This is a genomic window from Streptomyces pimonensis (assembly GCF_041380215.1).
Classification (GTDB): Bacteria; Actinomycetota; Actinomycetes; order Streptomycetales; family Streptomycetaceae; genus Streptomyces; species Streptomyces pimonensis.
Map to the genome: position 1 here is coordinate 147,331 of NZ_JAHWZY010000004.1, position 21,082 is coordinate 168,412.

Annotated in this window: 20 protein-coding genes and 2 pseudogenes; 9 read left to right on the forward strand and 13 right to left on the reverse strand. The window is 66.9% G+C overall.

Annotation, left to right across the window (positions count from 1 at the left end; genetic code table 11):
• Positions 1 to 153 precede the first annotated feature (153 nt).
• The 4 genes from KYY02_RS06180 to KYY02_RS06195 all read right to left on the reverse strand — a co-directional run bounded on the left by KYY02_RS06180 (position 154) and on the right by KYY02_RS06195 (position 3,194).
• Complete coding sequence (locus tag KYY02_RS06180; RefSeq protein WP_371236425.1) at positions 154 to 1,365, reverse strand: NAD(P)/FAD-dependent oxidoreductase; 1,212 nt, start codon at positions 1,363 to 1,365, stop codon at positions 154 to 156.
• A complete protein-coding gene (locus KYY02_RS06185; protein ID WP_371236427.1) occupies positions 1,362 to 1,556 on the reverse strand; it encodes a ferredoxin in 195 nt (64 codons plus the stop codon). Before KYY02_RS06185 ends, KYY02_RS06180 begins: the two co-directional genes overlap by 4 nt.
• A 10-nt stretch (positions 1,557 to 1,566) precedes the next feature.
• Positions 1,567 to 2,550, reverse strand: a complete 984-nt coding sequence (locus KYY02_RS06190; RefSeq protein WP_371236428.1) for a pyridoxamine 5'-phosphate oxidase family protein — start codon at positions 2,548 to 2,550, stop codon at positions 1,567 to 1,569.
• Positions 2,551 to 2,738: 188 nt separating this feature from the next.
• The gene (locus tag KYY02_RS06195) at positions 2,739 to 3,194 is read right to left on the reverse strand and encodes a VOC family protein (protein WP_371236429.1); all 456 of its coding nucleotides are present in this window, start codon (positions 3,192 to 3,194) and stop codon (positions 2,739 to 2,741) included.
• Positions 3,195 to 3,353: 159 nt separating this feature from the next.
• Between KYY02_RS06195 and KYY02_RS06200 the strand changes: the two genes are divergently transcribed.
• Positions 3,354 to 3,926, forward strand: a complete 573-nt coding sequence (locus KYY02_RS06200) for a CGNR zinc finger domain-containing protein (protein WP_371236430.1) — start codon at positions 3,354 to 3,356, stop codon at positions 3,924 to 3,926.
• A gap of 556 nt (positions 3,927 to 4,482) precedes the next feature.
• Here KYY02_RS06200 and KYY02_RS06205 read toward each other — a convergent pair.
• A complete protein-coding gene (locus tag KYY02_RS06205; protein WP_371236431.1) occupies positions 4,483 to 5,319 on the reverse strand; it encodes an MBL fold metallo-hydrolase in 837 nt (278 codons plus the stop codon).
• 679 nt (positions 5,320 to 5,998) lie between these two features.
• Entirely contained in the window at positions 5,999 to 6,280 is a 282-nt protein-coding gene (locus tag KYY02_RS06210; RefSeq protein WP_371236432.1) for a hypothetical protein, read from the reverse strand.
• Positions 6,281 to 6,918: 638 nt separating this feature from the next.
• Between KYY02_RS06210 and KYY02_RS06215 the strand changes: the two genes are divergently transcribed.
• From KYY02_RS06215 to KYY02_RS06230, 4 genes are read left to right on the forward strand one after another with little or no spacing between them, the layout of a single operon-like run.
• Positions 6,919 to 8,472: an ATP-binding protein gene (locus KYY02_RS06215; protein ID WP_371236433.1), complete on the forward strand. Its 1,554-nt coding sequence runs from the start codon at positions 6,919 to 6,921 to the stop codon at positions 8,470 to 8,472.
• Between the two features lie 42 nt (positions 8,473 to 8,514).
• The gene (locus KYY02_RS06220; protein ID WP_371236434.1) at positions 8,515 to 11,493 is read left to right on the forward strand and encodes a Z1 domain-containing protein; all 2,979 of its coding nucleotides are present in this window, start codon (positions 8,515 to 8,517) and stop codon (positions 11,491 to 11,493) included.
• Between the two features lie 14 nt (positions 11,494 to 11,507).
• Positions 11,508 to 12,593 (forward strand): NaeI family type II restriction endonuclease, encoded by a 1,086-nt coding sequence (locus KYY02_RS06225; RefSeq protein WP_371236436.1) that lies wholly within the window; start codon positions 11,508 to 11,510, stop codon positions 12,591 to 12,593.
• Positions 12,577 to 13,104 carry a very short patch repair endonuclease gene (locus tag KYY02_RS06230; RefSeq protein WP_371236437.1) on the forward strand — a complete coding sequence of 176 codons (528 nt, stop codon included), beginning with the start codon at positions 12,577 to 12,579 and terminating at the stop codon, positions 13,102 to 13,104. Before KYY02_RS06225 ends, KYY02_RS06230 begins: the two co-directional genes overlap by 17 nt.
• 1 nt (position 13,105) lies before the next feature.
• Here KYY02_RS06230 and KYY02_RS06235 read toward each other — a convergent pair whose 3' ends face one another.
• A complete protein-coding gene (locus KYY02_RS06235) occupies positions 13,106 to 14,326 on the reverse strand; it encodes a DNA cytosine methyltransferase (protein ID WP_371236438.1) in 1,221 nt (406 codons plus the stop codon).
• Between the two features lie 461 nt (positions 14,327 to 14,787).
• Here KYY02_RS06235 and KYY02_RS06240 point away from each other — a divergent pair, with 461 nt between their 5' ends.
• Entirely contained in the window at positions 14,788 to 15,237 is a 450-nt protein-coding gene (locus KYY02_RS06240) for an HNH endonuclease (RefSeq protein ID WP_371236552.1), read from the forward strand.
• Here the strand turns inward: KYY02_RS06240 and KYY02_RS06245 are convergent.
• Positions 15,234 to 15,860, reverse strand: a complete 627-nt coding sequence (locus KYY02_RS06245; RefSeq protein WP_371236440.1) for an ATP-binding protein — start codon at positions 15,858 to 15,860, stop codon at positions 15,234 to 15,236. The genes KYY02_RS06240 and KYY02_RS06245 overlap by 4 nt on opposite strands.
• Before the next feature lie 215 nt (positions 15,861 to 16,075).
• Here KYY02_RS06245 and KYY02_RS06250 point away from each other — a divergent pair, with 215 nt between their 5' ends.
• Positions 16,076 to 16,921: a helix-turn-helix domain-containing protein gene (locus KYY02_RS06250; RefSeq protein WP_371236442.1), complete on the forward strand. Its 846-nt coding sequence runs from the start codon at positions 16,076 to 16,078 to the stop codon at positions 16,919 to 16,921.
• Positions 16,921 to 17,139, forward strand: coding sequence for a DUF397 domain-containing protein (locus KYY02_RS06255; protein ID WP_371236443.1), 219 nt, complete (start codon positions 16,921 to 16,923; stop codon positions 17,137 to 17,139). The genes KYY02_RS06250 and KYY02_RS06255 overlap by 1 nt, the downstream gene beginning before the upstream one ends.
• Positions 17,140 to 17,255: 116 nt before the next feature.
• On the opposite strand, the pseudogene KYY02_RS33895 reads toward KYY02_RS06255, so the two are convergent.
• Positions 17,256 to 17,792: pseudogene (locus KYY02_RS33895) on the reverse strand (DUF7919 family protein); the annotation flags it as partial.
• Positions 17,708 to 18,061, reverse strand: coding sequence for a hypothetical protein (locus KYY02_RS06260; RefSeq protein WP_371236444.1), 354 nt, complete (start codon positions 18,059 to 18,061; stop codon positions 17,708 to 17,710). The pseudogene KYY02_RS33895 and the gene KYY02_RS06260, both read right to left, overlap by 85 nt.
• Positions 18,062 to 18,161: 100 nt before the next feature.
• On the opposite strand from KYY02_RS06260, the gene KYY02_RS06265 reads away from it, so the two are divergent.
• The gene (locus tag KYY02_RS06265) at positions 18,162 to 18,539 is read left to right on the forward strand and encodes a nuclear transport factor 2 family protein (protein WP_371236446.1); all 378 of its coding nucleotides are present in this window, start codon (positions 18,162 to 18,164) and stop codon (positions 18,537 to 18,539) included.
• Positions 18,540 to 18,745: 206 nt separating this feature from the next.
• Here the strand turns inward: KYY02_RS06265 and KYY02_RS06270 are convergent, their stop codons facing one another.
• The 3 genes and pseudogenes from KYY02_RS06270 to KYY02_RS06280 all read right to left on the reverse strand — a co-directional run.
• A complete protein-coding gene (locus KYY02_RS06270) occupies positions 18,746 to 19,333 on the reverse strand; it encodes a DinB family protein (protein WP_371236447.1) in 588 nt (195 codons plus the stop codon).
• A gap of 307 nt (positions 19,334 to 19,640) precedes the next feature.
• Positions 19,641 to 20,018, reverse strand: coding sequence for a hypothetical protein (locus KYY02_RS06275; RefSeq protein WP_371236448.1), 378 nt, complete (start codon positions 20,016 to 20,018; stop codon positions 19,641 to 19,643).
• A 272-nt stretch (positions 20,019 to 20,290) separates the two neighbouring features.
• Positions 20,291 to 21,082: pseudogene (locus KYY02_RS06280) on the reverse strand (RHS repeat-associated core domain-containing protein); the annotation flags it as partial.

The following is a 21,082-nucleotide window of genomic DNA, read 5'->3' on the forward strand; positions in this document are numbered from 1 at the left end:
CAGGTGCACCCGGGCGGCGAGGCGGAACGGCTCGTCGCGGTGAGGTCAACGACGACCCGGTCGCGGGAACCGCCGTGTGCACGTGATGGTGGTCCGCGCCCCGTACGGGGACGGCCGGCCGCCGGGGCGTCACGAGGGGCTGCGGCGGTCGCGTCAGGCGGCGGCCGACGGCGTACGGCCGAGCTCGGCCCGGTAGGCGGCGAGTCCGGCCGTACGACCCACGGTCAGCGCGCCGACGAGCCGGCCCGCCCGGTGGTAACTGATCTCCACGCGCCGGGCCCGCACGTCCATCTCGTGGACCCTGACCTCGTCCGCGGTGCCGGGCAGGCCGACCGACCGGATCCTGACACCGTGCAGGTCGGACCAGAAGGACGGCACGTCGTCGAACGTCTGCGAGGCCTCGGTGCCGAGCAGGTTGTGGCCGGCCGTGATCCCCTGGCCGACCGCGTTCGACCAGTGGCCCAGGGAGAACGGTTCACCGTTCGCGAGCGGTTGCGGCACCCGGGCGACGTCACCGGCGGCCAGCACTCCGGGCACGATCGAGCCGTCGGCGTACCGGGCGCGCAGCCGGCCGTCGCAGAGCACACCTCCGTCGAGCGCGAGGCCCGAGCCGCGCAGCCACCCCGTCGCGGGTACGGCTCCGAGGGCGAGCACCGCCACGTCCACGGCGAGGGCGGTGCCGTCGGAGAGCAGCGCGCCGCTCAGCCTGCCGTCGGTACCGGTGCGGAACTCCTCGACGGTGGTGAGCGGCCGGAGATCGATGCCCGCCTCACGGTGGAGTTCCGCGACGAAGGTGCCGGCCTCGGCGCCGACGGCCCGCTCCAGGGGCAGCCGGGCCGCCTCCACCAGGGTGACGGTCATGCGACGGGACCGGCCGGCGGCCGCGATCTCGCCGCCGAGGAAGCCGGCGCCGACGACCAGCAGGCGCCGGCCGGGGGTCAGTTGCGCACGGAGCGCGTGGGCGTCGTCGAGGCTCCTGAGGGTGTACACCCCGGGAGGCGGCGGTGTCCGCCCGGCCGGCCGACCCCGCGCGGCGGCGCCGGTGGTGATGAGCAGCCCGTCGTACGGCAGTACCGTGCCGCCCTCCAGGACGAGTTCGGCGGCGCGCGGGTCGAGGCCCACGGCTCGGCGGCCGAGCAGCCAACGCGCCCGCAGGTCCCCGTCGACGGGGAGCGTGGTGTCCGGCGGGCTGTCCTCGCTGAGGACCTGTTTGGACAACGGGGGCCGGTCGTAAGGGGCGTGGAACTCGTCACCGACCAAAGTCAGCCGTCCGCCGAACCCGCCGGCCCGTAGCGTGCGCGCCGCCCGGATCCCCGCGAGCGAGGCGCCCACGATCACCAGTTCACGGCGGTCGTCGGACTTCACGAGGCAGGGGCGAGCGTGATGGCCCGTACGGGACAGGACATGGCCGCCTTCTCGACCCCACCCCGCACGGCGTCGTCGGGCGCGGAGTCGTACACGAGGTAGTCCTCGTCGTCGAAGGAGAAGACCTCGGGTGCGGCGAAGACGCACTGTCCGTGGCTCTCACAGCGGTCCATGTCCACGGAAATCCGCATGATGTCTCCCTTACGGGGTTCGAGTGGTGGGTGCGGCGCCCGGCTCCGGCACGGGAAGCACGGCCACGGCGGGATTGAAGCGGGAGTATTCGGGGGAGCTCCAACGCAGGCCGGACGCAGCGGTGATCTCCCGTACCGCGGTGACGGAGAACTCGACGAGCCGCTGTGCCCCGGGGACTCCCGCGATCTCCTCGGCGTCCCACACCGTGCGGGCCGTACCGGTGAGGTGCAGGGCGGTACCCGTCTCCCATCCCGGTACGAAGATGCCGGCGGCCGGGTTGAGAAGGAGGTTTCCGAGGGTGAGGAACATGGCGTTGCCCGTGTAGTCCGGCCAGCGCAGGAGGGACGGGGAGAGCACTTGGACGAAGCCCGGATTGCCTCCCCGGTGTGAGGCGTCCGCGTCACCGCGATCGGACGCGGTGGCGACGAAGAACGTGTCGGCGGACCGCAGTGCCTCCTGCTGCGCGGGAGAGAGACGCGTGCCGTCAGTTGCCGTCCGGGCCGCCCCCGGCCGGGTGCGCGCGTCCGGTCCGGGCAGCCGGACGTCCCGTTTCTGGAGGTACTTGGGGCAGTTGGCGACGACCTGGTCGAGATCGACCCGCAGGCCGTCCCCGGACCGGACGGCGCGCCCGTTGACGCGCATCCTGCGCCGGGTGGCCGGCTCGATCGCGATCATCCCGATCCGGACGGGGGCGGTGCCCCGTCCGGCGTCCACGAGGATCCCGTGCAGAGGATCCTCCGGCGAGGGGAGTGCGCCGACGAGGAGGGTGCGGGGGTCGGGGACCCGGAGGAAACCGGGCTCCCCGGTCAGCTGGGTGGCCCAGATGCGGCCCTCGCGGTCCGCTCCGCCCGCGATCAGCATCGGCTGTTCGGACAGGAACGCCGCCGCCGCATCGGGAACGGTGTCGCCGATACCGCCGAGCGAGAACTCCGCCTGCCGGGCGAGGCCCGCCCGCTCCTGCACGGCGCTCTCGCCGCTGTGATACGTGGCCACGGCATCCCTTCCGTTTCTCCGGTACGCGGTCGGTGCTGTCATCGGCGAGGGCCGTCCTCGGGAGCGGTGCCCGGCGCATGCGGTCGTGAAGCGGCGGGGCCCTCGTGGCGGAGCTGCCAGGGCTTTCCGCCGACGCGGCGAACGGGCGCGCCGGGCCACGCGGGAGGGCGGAACCCGCCGGGCGGGGTTCAGAAGAAGCCGCAGGTGGGCGCGCCGGCGGTGGGGGCGTCTGCGGGGTCGGCGCCGGTGGGGGCGTAGATCTCCAGGCGGATGCCGTCGGGATCGTTGAAGAAGATGCCGCCGGACGTGCCGCTCTCGCCGTGCGGCACCACGCCCCGGTAGGTGAACTCGGCGTCCAGGCCGCGCAGGTTCTCTTCGGCAGCGCGGACCTCCTCGATCGTGTCCAGCTGGAACGACAGGTGGTGCAGGCCGGGGAGGTCGGTGGCGAAGGCGCCCTCGCTCTGCTGCCAGAGGGTGATCAGGAGACGGGAACCGCGTCCCAGGAAGGCCCAGCGGCGGCCGTCCTCCTTGCCCTCCGCCATCACCTCGAAGTCGAACACCTCGCAGTAGAAGGCGAGCGAACGGTCCAGGTCGGTGACGTTCAGGCCGATGTGGCCGGTCTGGAGGTTCTGTGCCTTGCTCATCGTCGAACACCTTCACCCCTGTCGGAGTCGCGAGGCGATCTCGCAACCATCAAAAGTGACTTTAAGGGTTAGGTATCGCATCGTCAACCGCTGATATGTGTATGACCGGTTAGCATGGAGGGTGTCATCGCGTCGTCCGCCCGCCGGAAGGAAATCGCCGTGCAGCCGCCCCCCGCGTCCGACCCGCGACCGCTGACCGGTGAGCCGCTCTCGCTCGATCTCCTCAACACCCGCTGGATCGACGCGGACGGCGCCCACGACCTGCTCGACGGAACCGGGGGGCTGGCCGTCTGGCTGGCCGGCTCCCCGGTGCGGGAGACGGTCGGCGCGGAAGCGGTGGCCGACCGCGAGACGCTGGACCGGCTGCTCCGGACCCGGGGCATCCTCGACACCCTGGTCGCCTCCCCGGGCGAACCCGACCCGACGGCCGTGCGGGCGCTCAACGAGGTACTGGCGTACGGGCGGATCCGACGCGAACTGGACCCCGCGGGGCAGCCCACGTCGGTGGTGGAGATCGCGTCGCCCGCCTGGATCCCCTCCTGGCACGCGGCCGAGGACTGGCTGCGCCTGATGGGCGAACGCCCCGACCGGGTGCGCGCCTGCGCCAACGGCGACTGTGTGCTGCACTTCTACGACGTCTCCAAGAACGGTGCGCGCCGCTGGTGCTCGATGGCCGGCTGCGGAAACCGCGCGAAGGCACAACGCCACTACGCCCGGCACCGCACGGCGTGAAACCGGTGCCGGGCCCGTGCGCCCGGGCGATCACCTGTCAGTGAGGCGGGGGACGCCCGGGATCCGCTCGTGGACGGTGAAGCGGTCCGGTGCGTAACCCATGTGCCCCGGTCGTCCCGGCACGCTCCCTGTCCGCCCCGTCGGTCCACCGATGCTCACGAGGGCGATCCGCAGGGTGAGGTCCGCGGTGGTCCCGGCGTACGGGACCCGGGAGCCGTCGCCGTCCGACGCCGCTCACCGACCGGTGGTGTCAGGCATGTCCCGGCCAGGCGCCCGCCAGGCTCTTCGGGCCGTCCGCCGGCACAAGGACCTGACCGGCGGAAAGCCGGCCATCCAACGCCTCCGCTTCGTCACCGGCCCCCACGTCGGCGTCCCGGTCGTCCTGCGCCACGCCCCGGGGGCCCGCGCCGGGTGGTGGCCGTCCACACCAGGGACGGACGACCGGGGAAGGTGCCGTACTCGGCGACCGCCGACATCACCCGGGGCGTCCTCTTCGTGCTCTTCGGAGCGGCCACGAGGGTGGCGGCGCTCCCGTCGTGACCGCGGGGCGTGCGGGTCAGGCCGTCGCCCGGTCCCCGACGGTGACCCGCTCACCCGGGGCGCACCGCACCAGCCGTGCACCGTGGCCCCTGCGCCCCGCCTCCGCGAGGAAGTCCCCCAACGGGGAGCGGAAGACCGTGTAGTCGCTGTGATGGACGGGCAGCGCGCGCCGCGGGCGCAACAGGTCGAGCAGGTCGGCGCCCTGCCCGGCGTCCATGGTGACCACCAGACCGCCGGGCAGGGTCGTGCCGCCGAGGTGCAGGACCGCCAGGTGGATGTCCGGGTGGCGCGCCGCGATCTCGCGCAGCCCGTCGTACATCAGGGTGTCGCCGGAGAGGTAGAGGACCAGCCGGATCTCCCCCGAGCGGTCGCCGAACTCCAGCAGGCCGCCCATCACGGGCGGCAGCAGGGCCCGCAGCGGGCCGGGCGCGTGGCGGCCGGGCAGCGAGGTGACGCGCACGCAGGAGTCCCCGCGCCGCAGGGTGCGGCTCTGCCAGGTGCGCAGGCCGGTCGCGTGCCGGAAGCCGTGCAGGCCCTTCAGCAGGCGGGCGGCGTGCGGGGTGGTGATGAACGGCAGCCCCCGGTCCAGCCCGCGCCGGGCCACCCGGTCGAAGTGGTCGCCGTGCAGGTGCGAGAGCACGACGGCGTCCAGGTCCTCGTGGGGCAGGTCCGCCACGTCCAGGGCGGGCTCGGTCAGCCGGCGCGAGACCAGCCCGTAGCCGAGGTGGGCGAACTGCCCCCGGTGCAGGAAGTTCGGATCGGTCAGCAGCGTCAGCTCCCCGTACCGGATCAGCAGGGTGGCGTTGCCGACGAAAAGGACCTCCGCAGTGCCCTCGGGCGGATTCTGCCGCACGGCCTGCTCCCTCCGTCGTACGCGGGCCCCGTGGGGGCCGAGTGCGCGGTAAGGGCGGATTTACACCCTTGCGCCCGCGCCGGCCGACTACAGCATGCTCCGTCCGGCTCCGAGGGAGGCCGCGTGGACCAGCCATGGCTCATGAGTACGCTCGCCGCGGGACACCCCATATCCCTCGGACCGCTCCACAACACCGGTCGGACCACAGGTACCGGCACCGGTGAGCCCCAGCCGGGAACACCGTCGCCGAGCCCCGGTCCTGCCCCCACACCGCCGGGAGCTCACCGACCGCCATGAACAGGACGACCGCGCAGCCGTTGCTTGTGTGCCTCCTGGCAGTGCTGCTCACCGCATGCGACGCCTTCGACGCCCCGAGCTCCGGGCAGCTCACGCCCATGCCTGACAACGTCCCCGAGACACACGAGTACCGGACGGCGGACGATGTGGTCACGGCGCTGGGACAGGGAGGCGTCGACTGCGGGGTGCTGCGGCGCAGAGCCGGCGGCCTGGACTGCAAGGCCCGGATCGACGGAGCGTGGGTGGAGAACGAGATCCAAGTGCCGGATCCCGAGAAGTTCGGCCGGAACGAGGTCGGGGACTCGAGACAACGCTCCGGCTGCTGCGATGACTTCGATCGGGCCCACGTCCTCGGAATCCCGTGGGCCGACAGCACAGGAACTCAACCTCCGATGTCGTCCAGGGCCGACCGCGCCGCCGCGGTGAACTCGACGACGCGTTCGGAGAGCTGGGCCACTCCGACGGCGTGACGTTCCACGAAGCGGACGTTGCCGTCCGGGGCGATCGCCGACGAGTCATGGAGGGCCAGCAGGGTCGTCTGCGTCGACTTGAGCGTAGTGCAGTAGACGCTCCGGGCGGCCTGCTCCACCGTCTCCGGCCCCGCGACGGCCGGCTTGGCCCAAGCGGCCTGCGCGATCGCCATCCGCCCTTGCGCCTGCTGCATTCTGCGATCGACTTCCTCGGTGTCCCGTTCGCCCACGAACGCACGACCGGTCGGCTTCAGAGCGTGCCGGCACTCGGTCGCCGGAGCGAGGAAGGCGCTGTAAGCATCCCGACGCACCTGCCTGCGCCAGTGCGCATACTCGGCCCTCGCCCGGACCTGCACCTGCTGCCGCGCCGGCCACCCCGTGATCGCCGAGGCCGAGACAACGCCCGCCACGCCAACTGTCGCTCCGAGCAACGCTGCTGACCCCGACTGACGGGAGGCGTGTCTGTCGCACACGTCAGCGGCTGACCGCGGGTACGCATGAACCAGCCTTCCGAGGCCGACACCGACTGCTTAACGGTCGGATCGACACCTCGGACAGTCCCCAGGCAAGGGCCAGGGACGGGAAGGGCCGGAAGCCGAAAGACGGCTTTGTAAGCCTGAACGCCCTCCCGGAAAGTGTTCACGCATGCGTGAAGTACCTGCTCGCAACACGAACCAAAACAGCAGCCAGGAGGAACATTCAGGACCAATCCCCCTGCTTTGCAGCTCCACTGCCTCCATGTCTGACCTTTGCAGTACGGTCACACGAACTGATCGAACCGGAGGGCCGGCGCTCACCGGCAAGGCCCAGACCTGTGTATACGAGGAAGCACATGCCTTACGAGCCCGGCACCGTCTGGCAGTACGAGGTCCCCACCACCGGCAGCACCCGCCTGCCACCGGACGCCGGCTACGCCAAGGCTCTGACGAATCAGGGGTACGGCTTCGAGGTCGCCATCGCCGACCTGGTCGACAACTCGATCGATGCCGGCGCCGACAAGATCGTCGTGCACTTCCTGCGTGACGCCAAGCGCATCCTCACCCTGCTGGTGATCGACAACGGCAAAGGCATGGACGATGCCGGCCTGGACGCCGCGATAACGGTGGGGCGGCGCCGCGACTACGGGGGGAGCGCCCTCGGCATGTACGGCACGGGCCTGAAGGCGGCTTCGCTGTCCCACGCGTCCTCGCTGACCGTGGTCAGCCGCACCAAGCGCAGTCGTGCAGCAGGCCGCCGCCTCACGGCGGAAGGCATCGAGGACGGCTTCCGCTGTGACACGGTCGACCCCCGCTACGCACAGGAACTTGTGGACCGGTACGACGGTGTCATCGAGTGGCACGGCACGATCGTGCGATGGGACCAGGTACGGGTCTTCGAAACCGTGACGACCGGCCAGAGCGACCACTACCTGTCGAAGGCGATCGCCCGCCTGGAGACGCACCTCGGTCTCTACCTGCACCGGTTCCTTCAGAACGGTCTCAAGCTCGACATCGCCGTCTGGGATGTGAGCAGCGGCGAGGGCCGGCTCGGCGAGGAAGTGGACCACATCGCTGTCGAGGCGCTGGACCCCTTCGGCTACAAGGTGCCCGGGAAGGCACGCTACCCCCGAACCTTCACGGCCCCTGTGGAGGGCCTCGGGGACGTCCAGCTGACCGCACACATCTGGCGCGCCAAGTCGAAGCAGGCCGGGTTCCGGCAGATCGGCTCCCTGGCCGACCGCCAGGGCTTCTACTTCTACCGCAATGACCGCCTCGTCCAGGCCGGCGGTTGGAACGGTCTCCGCAGTCCCGAGGGGCACCTGGCCCTGGCCCGTGTGGCCGTAGACCTTCCGGCGCATGAGAACAGCGTCCTGAGCCTCGACGTCAAGAAGGAGAGCGTCACCGTCACGCCCGCCTTCACGCTCGGCGTCGAGCGGGCTGTGGACGCATCCGGGCACACCTTTCACCAGTACCTCAGTGACGCCGAGGCCACGTACCGGGAGGGCGCGAAGCGCACGGAGATCGTGCGCAAGTCGGTCACGCCTCCGGGGAAGGGCATGGACCCGAGGATCAAGCGGGTCATCAAGGAGGAGCTGCCCGAGAAGCCGGGTGAGGAGCCGATCGCCTTCACCTGGGCCACGCTGCCCCAGGACAAGTTCTTCGACCTGGACCGCGAGAACAACGTCGTCCTCCTCAACAAGGCCTTCCGCAACGACTTCAACGACGGAAGGCGCGGCGGGAGCAACGACGCACCGGTCACGAAGGCCCTGCTGTACCTGCTGCTGGAGGACTGCTTCGGCCTCGGACGCTGGGAGCGTAGCCGCCAGGACCGGGTGGACTACTGGAACACCATCCTCCTGGCATCGGCGGGCGTGCACCGTGAGCGCCGTACACAGGCCGCCGACTGACCCCGCACTGCTCTCGCTCCGGCCCCTGACCGAGGACAAGAGATGACCCACACTCAGTCCGGCGTGCTCCTCGACATCCATACCTCCGCGCTGGCGGGGATGGGCAGCATGCCGCGTCACTTCGAACGCTGGGCGGCGCTTGCCGCAGACGACCACCACCCGGACGCAGACCTCAGCGAGGAGCTGTTCCGCTCTCTCCTCGTCGATGGTGACGACGCGCTGGCCGCTCTCTGGAGCCGTCATCTGACCGCCTGGGATTTCGCGGAGGACCCGCAGTGGGGAGCAGGCTCTCAGGCCCGCACCGACGAACGACGTGCCGTGGTGTACGAACGGCTCCGGTTCGGAACCGGACTCCGCAAGGTTCTGGACGAGGTCGTACCCGTGGCGCAGATGCCCGGTGCGACAGTGATCACAAGGGACTTCACCCCGTGGTACACCGCTGAACGTGCGGCCGCCCGGTCCTTCTACTGGACAGCGTACGAGCAGAAGCTTCGTGACAAGGGGTGGCCCGATGCGGCCATCGCCAGCCTTGACCAGGCGAGCCGGGCAGTGGTCGAACGTCTCACCGACCCGGAACAGCCATCAGCCCGTCAGGCGAAGGGGCTGGTCGTCGGCTACGTCCAGTCCGGCAAGACGGCGAACTTCACAGGAGTGGCCGCCAAGGCCATCGATGCCGGATACCGTCTCGTCATCGTGCTGGGAGGCACCCTCAACCTGCTGCGCGCCCAGACCCAGCGGCGTCTGGACATGGAACTGATCGGCCAGGAGAACATCCTGCGGGGTGCCGACGTCATGGACATCGACTCCCTCGTCGGTGTGGACTACGTGGGCGACGACGAGGACTGGCCGGAATTCGTACGCCACGGCGGCCGTCCGTCCACGCTCGGCGCCTTCGACATCGAGCGCCTGACAACGCGCGACAACGACTACAAGAGTCTGTCCCAGGGCATCCGGGCGCTCGAGTTCGAGAAGCGCGTTCCCACCCGCCCACTGCACGATCCGGCGAATCTCCACCACGCCGCGGCGCGGATCCTCGTGGTGAAGAAGAACAAGGCCGTCCTCACGAAGCTCGTCAAGGACCTCAAACAGATCCACGGGATCCTGGGGGAGCTGCCGGCCCTCATCATCGATGACGAGTCGGACCAGGCCTCCGTGAACACCTCGGACCCGAAGAAGTGGGAACGGGGAAGCACCGAGCGTACGGCCATCAACGGCCTGATCTCGAAGCTTCTGGGTCTGCTGCCGCGAGCGCAGTACGTGGGCTACACGGCGACTCCCTTCGCCAACGTCTTCATCGATCCCGGTGACGACATGGACATATTCCCCAGCAATTTCCTGATCTCTTTGCCCCGGCCCGCCGGATATATGGGTGTGCAGGACTTCCACGACCTGGACTCGCCTGTGCCCGTGGAAGAGCGCACGTACGCCAATTCCCAGGAAAAGGCTCACGTACGGGGCATCTATGAATCCACAGGTGACAGACTCCAGGAGGCAATGGACGCCTTTGTCCTGTCTGGTGCCTTAAAGCTCTACCGGGCTGACCACGGCGTTCCCGACGCTGCCTTCCGACATCACACGATGCTCGCCCACGAGTCAGTACGCCAGGATGACCACGCCGATCTGGCGCTACGCATCAACTCCATGTGGCACCAGGCTGGTTACAGTTCTGCTGTGGGGCACGCGCGTCTCGCGGCACTGTGGGAGGCAGACTTCGCACCAGTGAGTTCAGCCCAAGCCAGTGGTCTCCCGTCGCCCCCCTCCTATGATGAGCTGCGGCCATACGTCCATTCCGCACGCCAACGCATCGGCAGCGGAGGCCAGCCCGTCATCGTCGTGAACGGAGACACCGACCGCTACTTCGACCAGCTCGACCTGGATTTCGACAGAACACCGAACGTCTGGAAAATCCTCGTAGGCGGCACGAAGCTTTCCCGCGGATTCACTGTCGAAGGCCTGACCGTCACCTACTACCGCCGCACCACCCAGCAAGCCGACACACTCATGCAGATGGGGCGCTGGTTCGGCTTCCGTCCTGGATACCGGGATCTAGTCCGGTTGTACATCGGTCGCGAGGAACCGTTCGGGCGTGACAAGTTCGTCGACCTCTACGAGGCGTACGAAGCCGTCTGCCGAGACGAGGAGACATTCCGGGAGCAACTGGCCCAGTACGCCGTGCTGGTGGACGGACAACCTCAGGTCGCCCCTGCCCAGATCCCACCTCTAGTGGCGCAGCACCTACCCTGGCTCAAGCCCTCAGCCCGCAATAAGATGTTCAATGCGGAACTCGTCGAGATCCGGTCCCCTGGTCGGCCGATTGAGCCTGCCTCGTATCCGCTGAACAGCGCCGTCACCAAGCGCAACACTGAGCGCTGGAGGCCGTTGCTACATGCCTTGAACACGACCCCCGTGGCGTTCAGCAATCCTCCGGACAACTCAAGCACGCTCACGCGAACCTTCACAGCACTCACCGGAATCGTTACGCACGGTGAACTTTTGAGTGTGTTGTCTCAGCTCGAGTGGGACCGCCCTCGTTATTTTGATCCTCATCTGGCCTATCTCCGCCAGCTTGACGGCACACTTGCACAGGTTGATGACTGGCTGCTCGTTTCGCCCCGGTTGACCTCAGATAAACGCGTCGATGCCAGCGTGCTCGGCTCGGCTCCGCTATCCCTGGTCCGACGGAGCATTCAGGCTGGCAAGAGTTCTTTCGGCCGTATCGCCAGCGTCGAGCACCGTACCGCTGCCCAGCGGCTCATCGACAAGGCTGCTACTGGAGGCAGTACACAAATTGGATCTGGGACAGGGGTGGCGCTGGTCTACCCCGTGGTGGAGGGAAGCAGCTTTGGCAGCGTTCAGTCGGCCGTCCATAACGGCACAGCCGACTCTTCAAAAATCGTGATGGCTTTTACTCTAATCCCGCCGAGGTCAGCCGCCAGCGGAGACCGACGCTTGGTACGTTTTAGAGCCAAAAACTCACGTTTCATGGACGACGCTACGGTTCCGATAACTGCGTCGCCATAAGCACAAAATTATCGGTGCCGAGCAAAGGGATATACCAACGTCCCTATGCACGCCGACTGGCATCACAAGGAAAGAATTTGTTACCATTCGACGAAGACTCCAGCGTCCGAGCAGCCACCTGGATTGCACACAAGGAGTTAGAAGAGCAAGACCTTGAAGTCAAAAAGGTAGCCGATCACATTTACTCACTCGATCCAGAGGGAAAAAGGTTCGCCACTGTCCTCCGCGACACCATCGATCAGCTATTGAACGGCGAGGTCACCGGACGGTATGCATGGAAGCAACTTTTCAAAACAGAGAAGACCCACGCCGGCACCCTCGTCGAAATCAACTTGCAACGCGAATTCAAGTTCGCCGATGGCGGTGACGTAGGCGACTACGACCAACACCCCATGGACTATCGGATTCTCGGAGTAGACGTAGACTGTAAATTTTCCCAGGACTTCGGGGGATGGATGATTCCACCTGAGGCCATGGGTTACCTCTGCCTTCTTGTTTGGGCAGACGATTACAAGAGCCGCTGGAGTGCGGGAATCTTTCGGGTGCGCAAAGAATGGCTTAACGCCGGAAGCAACCGCGACAAAAAACTGACCCTGAAATCGGAGCACCGCGAGGATAAGGTGCACTGGCTCTGGCGTGATGCGCAACTTCCAGAGAATGTACTTCTCCATCTACCTGAAGCCACACGTAATCGCATCCTTATCGAGGGTCCCCGTCAGGGCCAGAAGCGTGTCATCGAATTGTTCCGCAGAGTCCAGAACCGCCGCATCGGGCGAGGCTCTATCCGAACCGCGGCACAGCAACTCGATTACATGGCGCGCCTACGGGAAGGAAAGGGACGAGCTCGAACGGTGCTTCGTGAAGAGGGCATTGTAATAGTCGGCCCCTACAGCAAGCACCAGGAGATCGCCCGGAAGATTGGAGCCGAGGTGCCACAGCGAGGGGAGTTTGTAAGCTTCCGGGTAGCTGAGGCCATGCCCCATCATGGTGACCGTCCGCACGTTGAGCTGGAAGGACGCCACTGGGTCCTCGCGACAGCAAACGATCCAGTGATGACAGCACCCCGTCTACCAAAGGTCACCGGTGAAGAAGAACCCTGATCAACCGGACAGTGACCGGGAAACAGCGGAAGCCAGGACGGTCAGCAAGGAGGTCTGGGAGCCGCCAGTCGGCTCCTGGGCCTCATCAGCCGGCCGCCGACGCAACATGCAGGCTATTCGTAGTCGCGATACCACACCTGAAAGGCTGATCAGGCGATTGGTCCATGCTCAGGGTCTGCGCTACCGGGTAGCAGCCAGGCCCCTGCCCGAGCTTCGCCGGACGGCTGACATGGTCTTCCGCCCGGCGAAGGTGGCTGTCTTCATCGATGGCTGCTACTGGCATGGATGTCCTGAGCACTATGTCCCACCGAGAACCAACCCCGGCTACTGGTCAGACAAGGTCACCCGCAACGTAGCCCGTGACCGGGACACCGACCAGCGTCTAGCAAAGGCTGGCTGGACAGTGCTCCGGTTCTGGGAGCACGAGCCGCCGGAAGATTGTGCTGCACGTATTGCAGATGAGGTCGAAAGGCGCCGTAGCACGATTCAGCAGGCTAAATTTTGCAGGTAGATCAGATTTCGGACTGGTCACGCTCCTGCGCCGCCTTAAGTACATCGATGATCGATTGACCAATAGCCTTGGCTACCGGCGGAGGAAAAGCATTACCCACCTGCCGGTATTGTGCAGTCTTCCCGCCGAAGAAATCCCAGCTCGTCGGGAATCCCTGAACAATGGCAGCTTGCCGCACCGTGAGCATCGGCCCGTCGGGGCCAAATAGGTCACGTTCCTCAGTCTGCTTCACCTTGCATGTGTCGATGTCATTGGCCACGCCCATGCCGGAGATTCCGAGCTGTCGCCAAGCCGCCTTCGCACGGCTCGGGCCAAGGTCTGCACCGCCATGCTTCTTCGAGCCACCTACGAGGGTAGGGGCGACTCCTCCGCCCTTTCCTCGGAGCTCCTCGTCTCGCTCTTTCGCCTTCCTTAGCCACTTCTCATAGGCCGCATGAGCCCGCTGCGAATGGATCCCATCGAAGTACCGCGAATACCGCTCAAGCATCGACTGCTGAAGCTCATCAGCGATACTCACGGGCTCCTCATGCGTAGCCGCAGGCCACTCGTACTTCAGATCCTTGATGATGTCATCGCGGAAGGCCACAAGAATGGCGCGCGGCCTGAGCTGCGGCACTCCAAAGTCACTGGCTTCAAGAACTCCCCAATTCGCGACGGTGTAACCGAGGCCGGACTCCTCGGTCACTTGACCATCATCGCCAAGGTATACACCACCCTGAAGCTTGGCCGTAATCCAGTCACGATAGTCCGAAAACTTTGGGTCCATAATTCCACGGACATTCTCGATCATGACGGCACGCGGATTGAGGATCCCAACTAGCTCCAGCATGCGCGGGAAGAGATCTCGCTCATCATCCTTACCCAGCTGCTTCCCGGCATGGGAGAACGGAGGGCATGGCACGCCGCCGGCCAGTAGGTCTAGGCCTCGCAATTTCAGCAGATCGGCACTTTTTCGCACATCCCGGTAGGGGTCGAACTCCTTGACGTCTGCTGACAGAACGTCACAATGCTCCCTTTCCCACGCCCATACCTCGTGGTCTTCGATATTCAGCTTAAGCGTTTCGACCGCGTGCGCGTCGATCTCGACCAACGCCAGGTGGCCGAAGCCTGCCTGGTGGAGACCGATGGCTTGCCCACCAGCTCCAGCACAGATTTCGATTGATGTGAACTGAGGTTCCATGGGCGTCGTGCTGGTGCCCTGAGTTTCCTGTGTGTGGGTCATGCCCCCTCCTAACATCTGTGCAGTGGCAGACACACCTTGCGATCCACCATCACTGAGGGTGACAGACCCCACTGACAACGAGACCGGACCAAGTGTGCAACACGCTTCACGGTTCCGGGAACGCAGCCTCCGTCACACCGAGCACTCATATGATATTGCTCATGCGGATACCTGCCTGGACCGAGGATGAACTTGTGCTTGCTGGGGCCCTGGTCGTGGGGAACGGCTGGCGCGAGCTGCGCACCAGGGATCCGGAGGTCCAGGAGCTCTCGGAGTTGCTGCGTTCGCTGCCGCTTCATACAGCCGAAGCCCGTGCCCTGCCGGGCTTCAGGTCTCCGGACAGTGTGAGCCGCAAAACCACAGATTTCATGACAAACCACAGCACATACACTGGCAAGGCCACACGATGCGGCAGGCCAACCCTGCTTATGATCCAGGCTTTTACCGAGCGTGAAGTTGAGATGTGCCAGGCAGCTCAAGCCATCACGGAAAGCGTCAGCTCTGGTGAGCTGCATCTCATTCCGCCGCAGCCCGATGAGGTCGACGAGACAGGAGCGACGGCAGTCGAGGGGCGTCTCCTCGTCCGCCGAGCCCTTTTCCGCGAGCGGGACCCCAGTCTTCGCGCCCGAAAGATAGAGCGAGTGCGGCGTCAAGGACTCCCACTGCAGTGTGAGATCTGCGCCTTCGATTTCGTTCGCACTTACGGAGAGCTGGGTAACGATTACATCGAAGTGCACCATGCCACCCCTCTCCACGTTTCCGGAATCAGAGAGACCAGGCTGGACGACCTTGCATGCCTGTGTGCCAACTGCCATCGCATGTGCCACAGGAGCCGTCCCGGAGAATCGTGGCGTACACCGGCTGCTCTTCGGGAGTTGATGCAGAAGCCCATCGAGACGAACGCTCATTAAGCAGCGTCCGCTTCGGCTTCGTAGTGCATCTGTGCCCGGTCCAGCACGTCATCTGGGTCCAGGCCGCGTGCGGACGTCCAGTGCAGCAGGTCGGCGATCAGCTCGACCGCTGACTCCTCCAGGACCGCTTCGCACCGCCCGTGCAGGACGGACCCGCTGCGCTCCCGGTAGCTCTCCAGTGCGCCGATGGCCCGCTCCATACGCAGGCACACGGCGTCCGAGCCCAGCTCGATCTCACACCACACCGCCTTGCCCAGCGCCGTGACGACGGTCCCCCAGTCCACGGCCATGGCGGCGAGCATGTGCAGACCGCGGCCGCACTCCGCCTCGCAGTCGGCGGTGCGCAGTGCGGGCAGCGAGCTGCTCTTGTCGTGCATCTCGATGCGCAGGCGCTCGCGCTTCCGCTCCAGGATCAGGGTCGCCGGCGAGCCCTCACCGACGTGCTTGATGACGTTCGTCGCCAGCTCCGTCACGACGAGCTGCGTCGCATCGTCGGCGGTCGGCACGCCCCACTGGCCGAGCTGCGTGGCGGCGGCTCGCCGCAGCAGACGCACTTCCGCCGGCAGCGCCTCGAAAGGCAGGACACAACGACGCTGACGGTCCTCGATGTCGGTCCCGGGCATAAGCGGTTCTCCCTCCCGTGCCACGCGCATGCTGCGCCTGCCGCATCCGAACGGCTGCATTGCGTAGCTGTCCGTCACAGAGAATGACACAGAGAAGTCTTGCTATGTAACTTCTCACGAACCTCGATCGAGTGAATCGCTTAGTGAGTCGGCTGCCGCGCTACCTAGCCTGTTCACACCCGAGCGCCTGCCCGGGTGAGCGCTTGAGGAGTTCCATGTCCGTACGGACCACCACACGCCGCCGCCAACTCGGCGCGATGATGCGTAAGTTGCGTGCCCGCAAAGGGATGACCCTGGAGGAGGCCGGCGGCCTGGTCGGCGTATCGAAGGCAACGGTCAGCCGGTACGAGACGCAGGCGGGACCGGTGAAGTGGATCGTCGTGGACGCGCTGTGCCGTGAGTACGGGGCCACTGACGCCGAGCGGGAAGCCGTGGTGCGCCTGGCGAAGGACGCCAGACAGCAGGGATGGTGGAGCTCGTTCGCCGACTCCATCCCGGAGAGCATGAACCTCCTGCTCACCCTTGAGGACGAGGCTGTACGCGAGGACCACTTCTCCTGCGTCTACGTCCCCGGCCTCCTGCAGACCCGTGCCTACAGCACCGCTCTGCAGAAGGCCAACGAGATTCCTCTGGAACCGGCCGAGATCGAGCGGCTGGTGGACATCCGCATGAAGCGTCAGGAGATCCTCACCCGTCCGAAGCCGTTCCGGCTGTGGGCCATCCTCGACGAGTCCGTGATCCGCCGGGTCGTGGGCTCGCCGGAGATCATGAGGGAGCAGCTCGGGCGACTCCTCGAAGTCAACGATTCACCGCACGTCACTCTGCAAGTGCTGCCGTTCTCGAACGGAGCCCACGGTGCTGCTCTCGGCAGCTTTGTGATCATCGGTGGTACGGAGTCAGCCCTTGACGTGGTCTACGTGGACTTCCACACCGGCTCCCTCTTCCTGGAGAAGGACCAGGAGTTGGAGCGATACAGACTTGCGTTCGAGTACCTTCGCGCACAAGCGTTGGACATGGAGGCCTCCTTCGCCTTGATCCGTCGTGCACGCAAGGAGCTGTAATGCCCGCCCGTTCTCCCGCCCCTCATGAGCTGGCCTGGTTCAAGTCGTCTTACAGCGGCGCGAACACAACCGAGTGCGTGGAGTGCGCCCATGTCCCGTACGGCGTCCTCATACGCGACTCCAAGAATGCGGACGGTTCTCTCGTCTCCGTCAAAGCCGGTGCATGGCGTTCCTTCGTGGAGGGGTTGAGACGGGAGCAACCGGTCGTGCCCGCCTGACACCGCCCGGCCCGCTGCTCCACCATGCGCTCCGCATCCCCCGGACCCCACGGAAACGGCACGTCGGGCCACCGTGCGGGGGCCCACGCGTCGACGTCGACCGCGAGGACGGCGGCGATGAAGGCCAGGGGCAGGCGGCGGCCATGGGCGGTGACGTAGTGCGTGACGAGGGACGGGGCGGCGTAGACGATGCCGGGCGCGCCCGGGATGCGTAGCCCCCCGTTTCCCTCCGGGGCCGGCTCGTCCTCTGCCGGGCGCAGGTCGCGCTCGTGCACGCCCAGGCAGACGTTCATCCGCTGGACCCGTCGGACGGCCTCCACCTTCTCCACGAACCCAGCGGGGACCGGCCCCGTCGAGTACGGCCTGCCGGCCTCCAGACAGCCGACGTTCAGGCGGGCGTGCGCGGGGCGGTACCGGAGCCCGTGGAAACCCGACTCCGGTTCTGTGAAGGTGTCGTCGTCCAGGTAGCCGCACTCGCTGAAATCTTCGTGGAACACCCGCACGTCCTTGTCGCTCCGAGCCCGAGCCCGGGCTCGGGCTCGGGCTCGGGCTCGGGCCCGGGACGTGGTCACCGTCCCGCGCGTCGGTCCAGGGCGTCCGCCCGTCTTGTGAGGTCCGTCGCGATGTGGTCCCAGTCCGGGCCGTGCAGCCACAGGCTTTCGGCGGCCTCGCGCATCAGGGGCGCGTCGTCGGGGCGTTGCAGCAGCGCCGGCCGGTGGGCGAGGTTGCGGATCCGGACGGGCAGGTGGCCGTCGGCGAGGTGGGAACAGAGGGCGCGCAGCATGGTGAGGACCGCGTCCGCGTCGGCGAAGGTCAACTCCTCGACGAAGTGGTGCTCGTCGTGGTCGAGGTCGCACTCCGGGGCCGGGTGGTACTCGTCGCCGTACAGGCACCGGGCGTGCTCCGTCAGGGTGTTGTGCACGAAACCCGACCCTACGGTTCCCCGACCGGGATGGTCCTCCGTGTCCGGAAGGCGGGTCGTGGGACGGACTTCGCCGCGGACGGGCTGGTATGACTGGCACATGCATGAAGAGACCGCGCAGTCCGCGATCGACACGTTCATCTCCGCGTTCAACGCCTCGGAGGACAACTATGTGACGGGGCTGCTCTCCCAGGCCCTGACCTCGGACGTCGTCTTCTGGGGGCCGTTGGGGCGCAGTGAGGGGATCGAGGCGGTCGAACGGTTCGTGCTGGACATCCGGCGGCATCCGGCGGGGGCCGGCACGATGGTGCGCTGCTCGGCGGTGGACATGCCGGACGAGTGGGCCCGGTACCAGTGGGTCTTCACCACTCCGGACGGAGGACCCCGCCTGGCGGGAACGGACGTCGTCCACCTGCGGCGGAGCCTCATCGACCAGATCATCGTCTTCGCGGGGGAGATCGGGCCCTCCGCCTCCTGAACCGTTCTCCGCTCGCCCTGCACCCGGTTCGGAGCGGGAGAGGCGGAACGTGCTGTGGAAGCGTTGGCCGGCCGGGGCGGTCGCGGCCACCCGGGTCTGCCGTGGAAGTGAGTCCTGATCGTGAGTGGTCACGTTCCGAGGCGACCGAACTGGCCGTGACAACGGGCGAATTGCCGTGAGCGGAGCCTTGCCCCGGGCCCCGGCCGTCAGCTCGTGACGGCCGACGGACGGTCGGCTGCCCGCTGGAGGCGGAGTTGGCCGATTTCCGCAGCGTTCTTCATCAGTTCGGCGTTCACCCAGGCGATCATGTGCGCGACGGTGTGCCGGGGGTCGTTCTGCCACGGGAACGGGGCGGTCGAGTCCAGGTCGGCGCCGGTGAGCCGGTCCAGTGCCTCCAGCCAGTCCGCGCGCAGACCGCGCAGCCACTCGACGGTCGGCTCACCCGCACCCGGCCAGGTGATGTCGTCCCGCTGCCGGGGCTCCCTGCCCCGGGCGTGGTCGATGGTCACGCTCCACCACCAGCCGATGTGCCAGCTCAGCCAGCCGATGGTCGGTACGGGAACCGGGTCGGGCTCGCTCTCCGCGAAGTCCGGCACCCATGTCCCGTCGCCGGCTCGGCGTACCGTCCAGCAGTTGCCGACGGGCTCCCACAGGAAGTCGTCGGGTTCGAGCCTCTCCAGGTGGTACTCGAACAGCGACCACGTCAGGTCGAACTGCCGGCGCAGCAGGTCGAGGGCGTACCGCGAGGCGGGTTCGTTTCGGGAGACGGACACCGACCGACCTTCGCACACCATCGATGCCGCTGGGAATCGAGTAAACGGACCTCGCTGCATGCGCGACGGTGACCGTCGGCCGTCGAGGCCGTGTTCGTCTTCACCAGGACTCCTGGCGGGAAGTGCGGGGCCGAGGTGGGCAGGTCGACGTCGGCCGGGTGGGCGGACATGCGGAAGCTCCTGGCAGGGCGGCTCGGGCTCGACGCCCGCCCTGCCAGGAGCCTCTCTCCGCCTGCGCACTGGCCGTGGCCTCAACGACCCTTCTCAGCCGGAGGGGCGAGAACGTCAAACGCGCTCCAGTGCTGCTGGAGACGGCGCCTCGGTGCGGTCACCAGCAGGGGCTGCCGTCGTCCTCACGCCAGGCGATGTCCGTGACATGCATGGGCATCGTGAAGTAGCTGCCGTGATTGCTGGAGACGCACGCCGTCTCGGGTCCCTGCTCCTCGTGTCCGACGACGACGTACGTCATCGAGACGTCCCGGGACGTCCTGTTGTAGAAGATGTGGCCGAGAGCGCTGCCCGACCATTCGCTCTCGGTCACCAGCGACGGCGGCATGTCCGTGTCGCCGTACCAGTACTCGGGCCAGACGCAGAACGTACCCGTCTGGCAGTTCCCGGGAGACCACGCCGACGCGCTGGGCGCGGCTGCCATGACACCGAGGAAAGCCGCGGGTATCGCCGCGAGGACAAGGGACTTCAGACGCATGAAGCACTCCGATCTCAGGACGTCACCGCATACTCACAAGAAATATGTTGAATCGTCAAGCATCACTTTTCGGCCTTCCTCGGCCGGTTCGAAGCCGACTCGGCGCGATTCCACCGACCGGCACGAGCACCTCCACCTGTGCCCGGCGTTCCCCCGCCGGCTGGACGCCGTCGAGCCGTGGAACCGCTCGATCCCCCCGATCAGTCCGGCCATCGCCCCGGGGCGCGGTCACTGCCCCGCACGGTAGTCCGGGGCGTCCGCCCGTCTCGCTTTCATCCGCCCACCGTGGCGTAGAGGCAGATCCAGAAGCAGGCTTCGCCACCGATGCCGAACGGAAGCAGGCCGTTGGGGTCGATGCGGTTGACGGGGTCGCCTTCGGCGCAGAGGTAGGGGTTCTTCTCCTGGCCGGAGGGGTCGGGGCTGGTGAAGCGGCCGATGTTGGGGTCGTAGTAGCGGGCGGCGAAGTGGTACAGGCCGGTCGGTTCCTGGTAGCCGCCGGCGAACCGGTACGGCTGGGGGCCCTTTTCGGTGGTGGTGCTCCGCTCGACGCCCCGGGGGCTGTAGGCGTAGGTGTTGACCTTGGCGCCGGTCTCGTCGGCGAGCGCGACGACGGAGCCGATCGCGTCGGTGAGGTAGTAGTACGACGTGCCCCCGGTCGTCATGGAGTTCAACGTGCCCCCGGGTTCCCGGTTGAATCCCATGTCCACGCCGGCGGTCGTCTTGGCGGACAGGCCGAGCGGGCCGTTGTGGAAGAAGGTGTCGCCCAGCTTGATGCGCTCGCTCTGGTCGGTCGAGCCGTACTGGCCGGCGTAGGTCTTGCCGCCGACCGTGATCGAGGTCATCTGGCTGTGGTCGGACCAGATTTCACCGGTGCGGGTGCCTTCGGGGGCGGAGGCTCCGGCGGTCTCGTTGCCGATCTGGTCGTAGGACCAGTTGGTGCTGTCGCCGTTCTTGGCGGTGATCTGCTGGGCGTCGTCGACGGTGTAGGTGGTGCCGCGCGGGCAGCCCTGGTCCACGCCCTGGCTGGTGAGGTTGCCGGCCTGGTCGTAGCAGTACGGCCAGGA

Excerpts from the sequence above, each read along its gene's own strand:
- KYY02_RS06185 (WP_371236427.1), bottom strand. The coding sequence starts at position 1,556 with ATGCGGATTTCCGTGGACATGGACCGCTGTGAGAGCCACGGACAGTGC.
- KYY02_RS06195 (WP_371236429.1), bottom strand. The coding sequence starts at position 3,194 with ATGAGCAAGGCACAGAACCTCCAGACCGGCCACATCGGCCTGAACGTC.
- KYY02_RS06210 (WP_371236432.1), bottom strand. The coding sequence starts at position 6,280 with ATGCAGCAGGCGCAAGGGCGGATGGCGATCGCGCAGGCCGCTTGGGCC.
- KYY02_RS06215 (WP_371236433.1), top strand. The coding sequence starts at position 6,919 with ATGCCTTACGAGCCCGGCACCGTCTGGCAGTACGAGGTCCCCACCACC.
- KYY02_RS06220 (WP_371236434.1), top strand. The coding sequence starts at position 8,515 with ATGACCCACACTCAGTCCGGCGTGCTCCTCGACATCCATACCTCCGCG.
- KYY02_RS06235 (WP_371236438.1), bottom strand. The coding sequence starts at position 14,326 with ATGACCCACACACAGGAAACTCAGGGCACCAGCACGACGCCCATGGAA.
- KYY02_RS06240 (WP_371236552.1), top strand. The coding sequence starts at position 14,788 with ATGTGCCAGGCAGCTCAAGCCATCACGGAAAGCGTCAGCTCTGGTGAG.
- KYY02_RS06245 (WP_371236440.1), bottom strand. The coding sequence starts at position 15,860 with ATGCCCGGGACCGACATCGAGGACCGTCAGCGTCGTTGTGTCCTGCCT.
- KYY02_RS06250 (WP_371236442.1), top strand. The coding sequence starts at position 16,076 with ATGTCCGTACGGACCACCACACGCCGCCGCCAACTCGGCGCGATGATG.
- KYY02_RS06255 (WP_371236443.1), top strand. The coding sequence starts at position 16,921 with ATGCCCGCCCGTTCTCCCGCCCCTCATGAGCTGGCCTGGTTCAAGTCG.
- KYY02_RS06265 (WP_371236446.1), top strand. The coding sequence starts at position 18,162 with ATGCATGAAGAGACCGCGCAGTCCGCGATCGACACGTTCATCTCCGCG.
- KYY02_RS06270 (WP_371236447.1), bottom strand. The coding sequence starts at position 19,333 with ATGGTGTGCGAAGGTCGGTCGGTGTCCGTCTCCCGAAACGAACCCGCC.
- KYY02_RS06275 (WP_371236448.1), bottom strand. The coding sequence starts at position 20,018 with ATGCGTCTGAAGTCCCTTGTCCTCGCGGCGATACCCGCGGCTTTCCTC.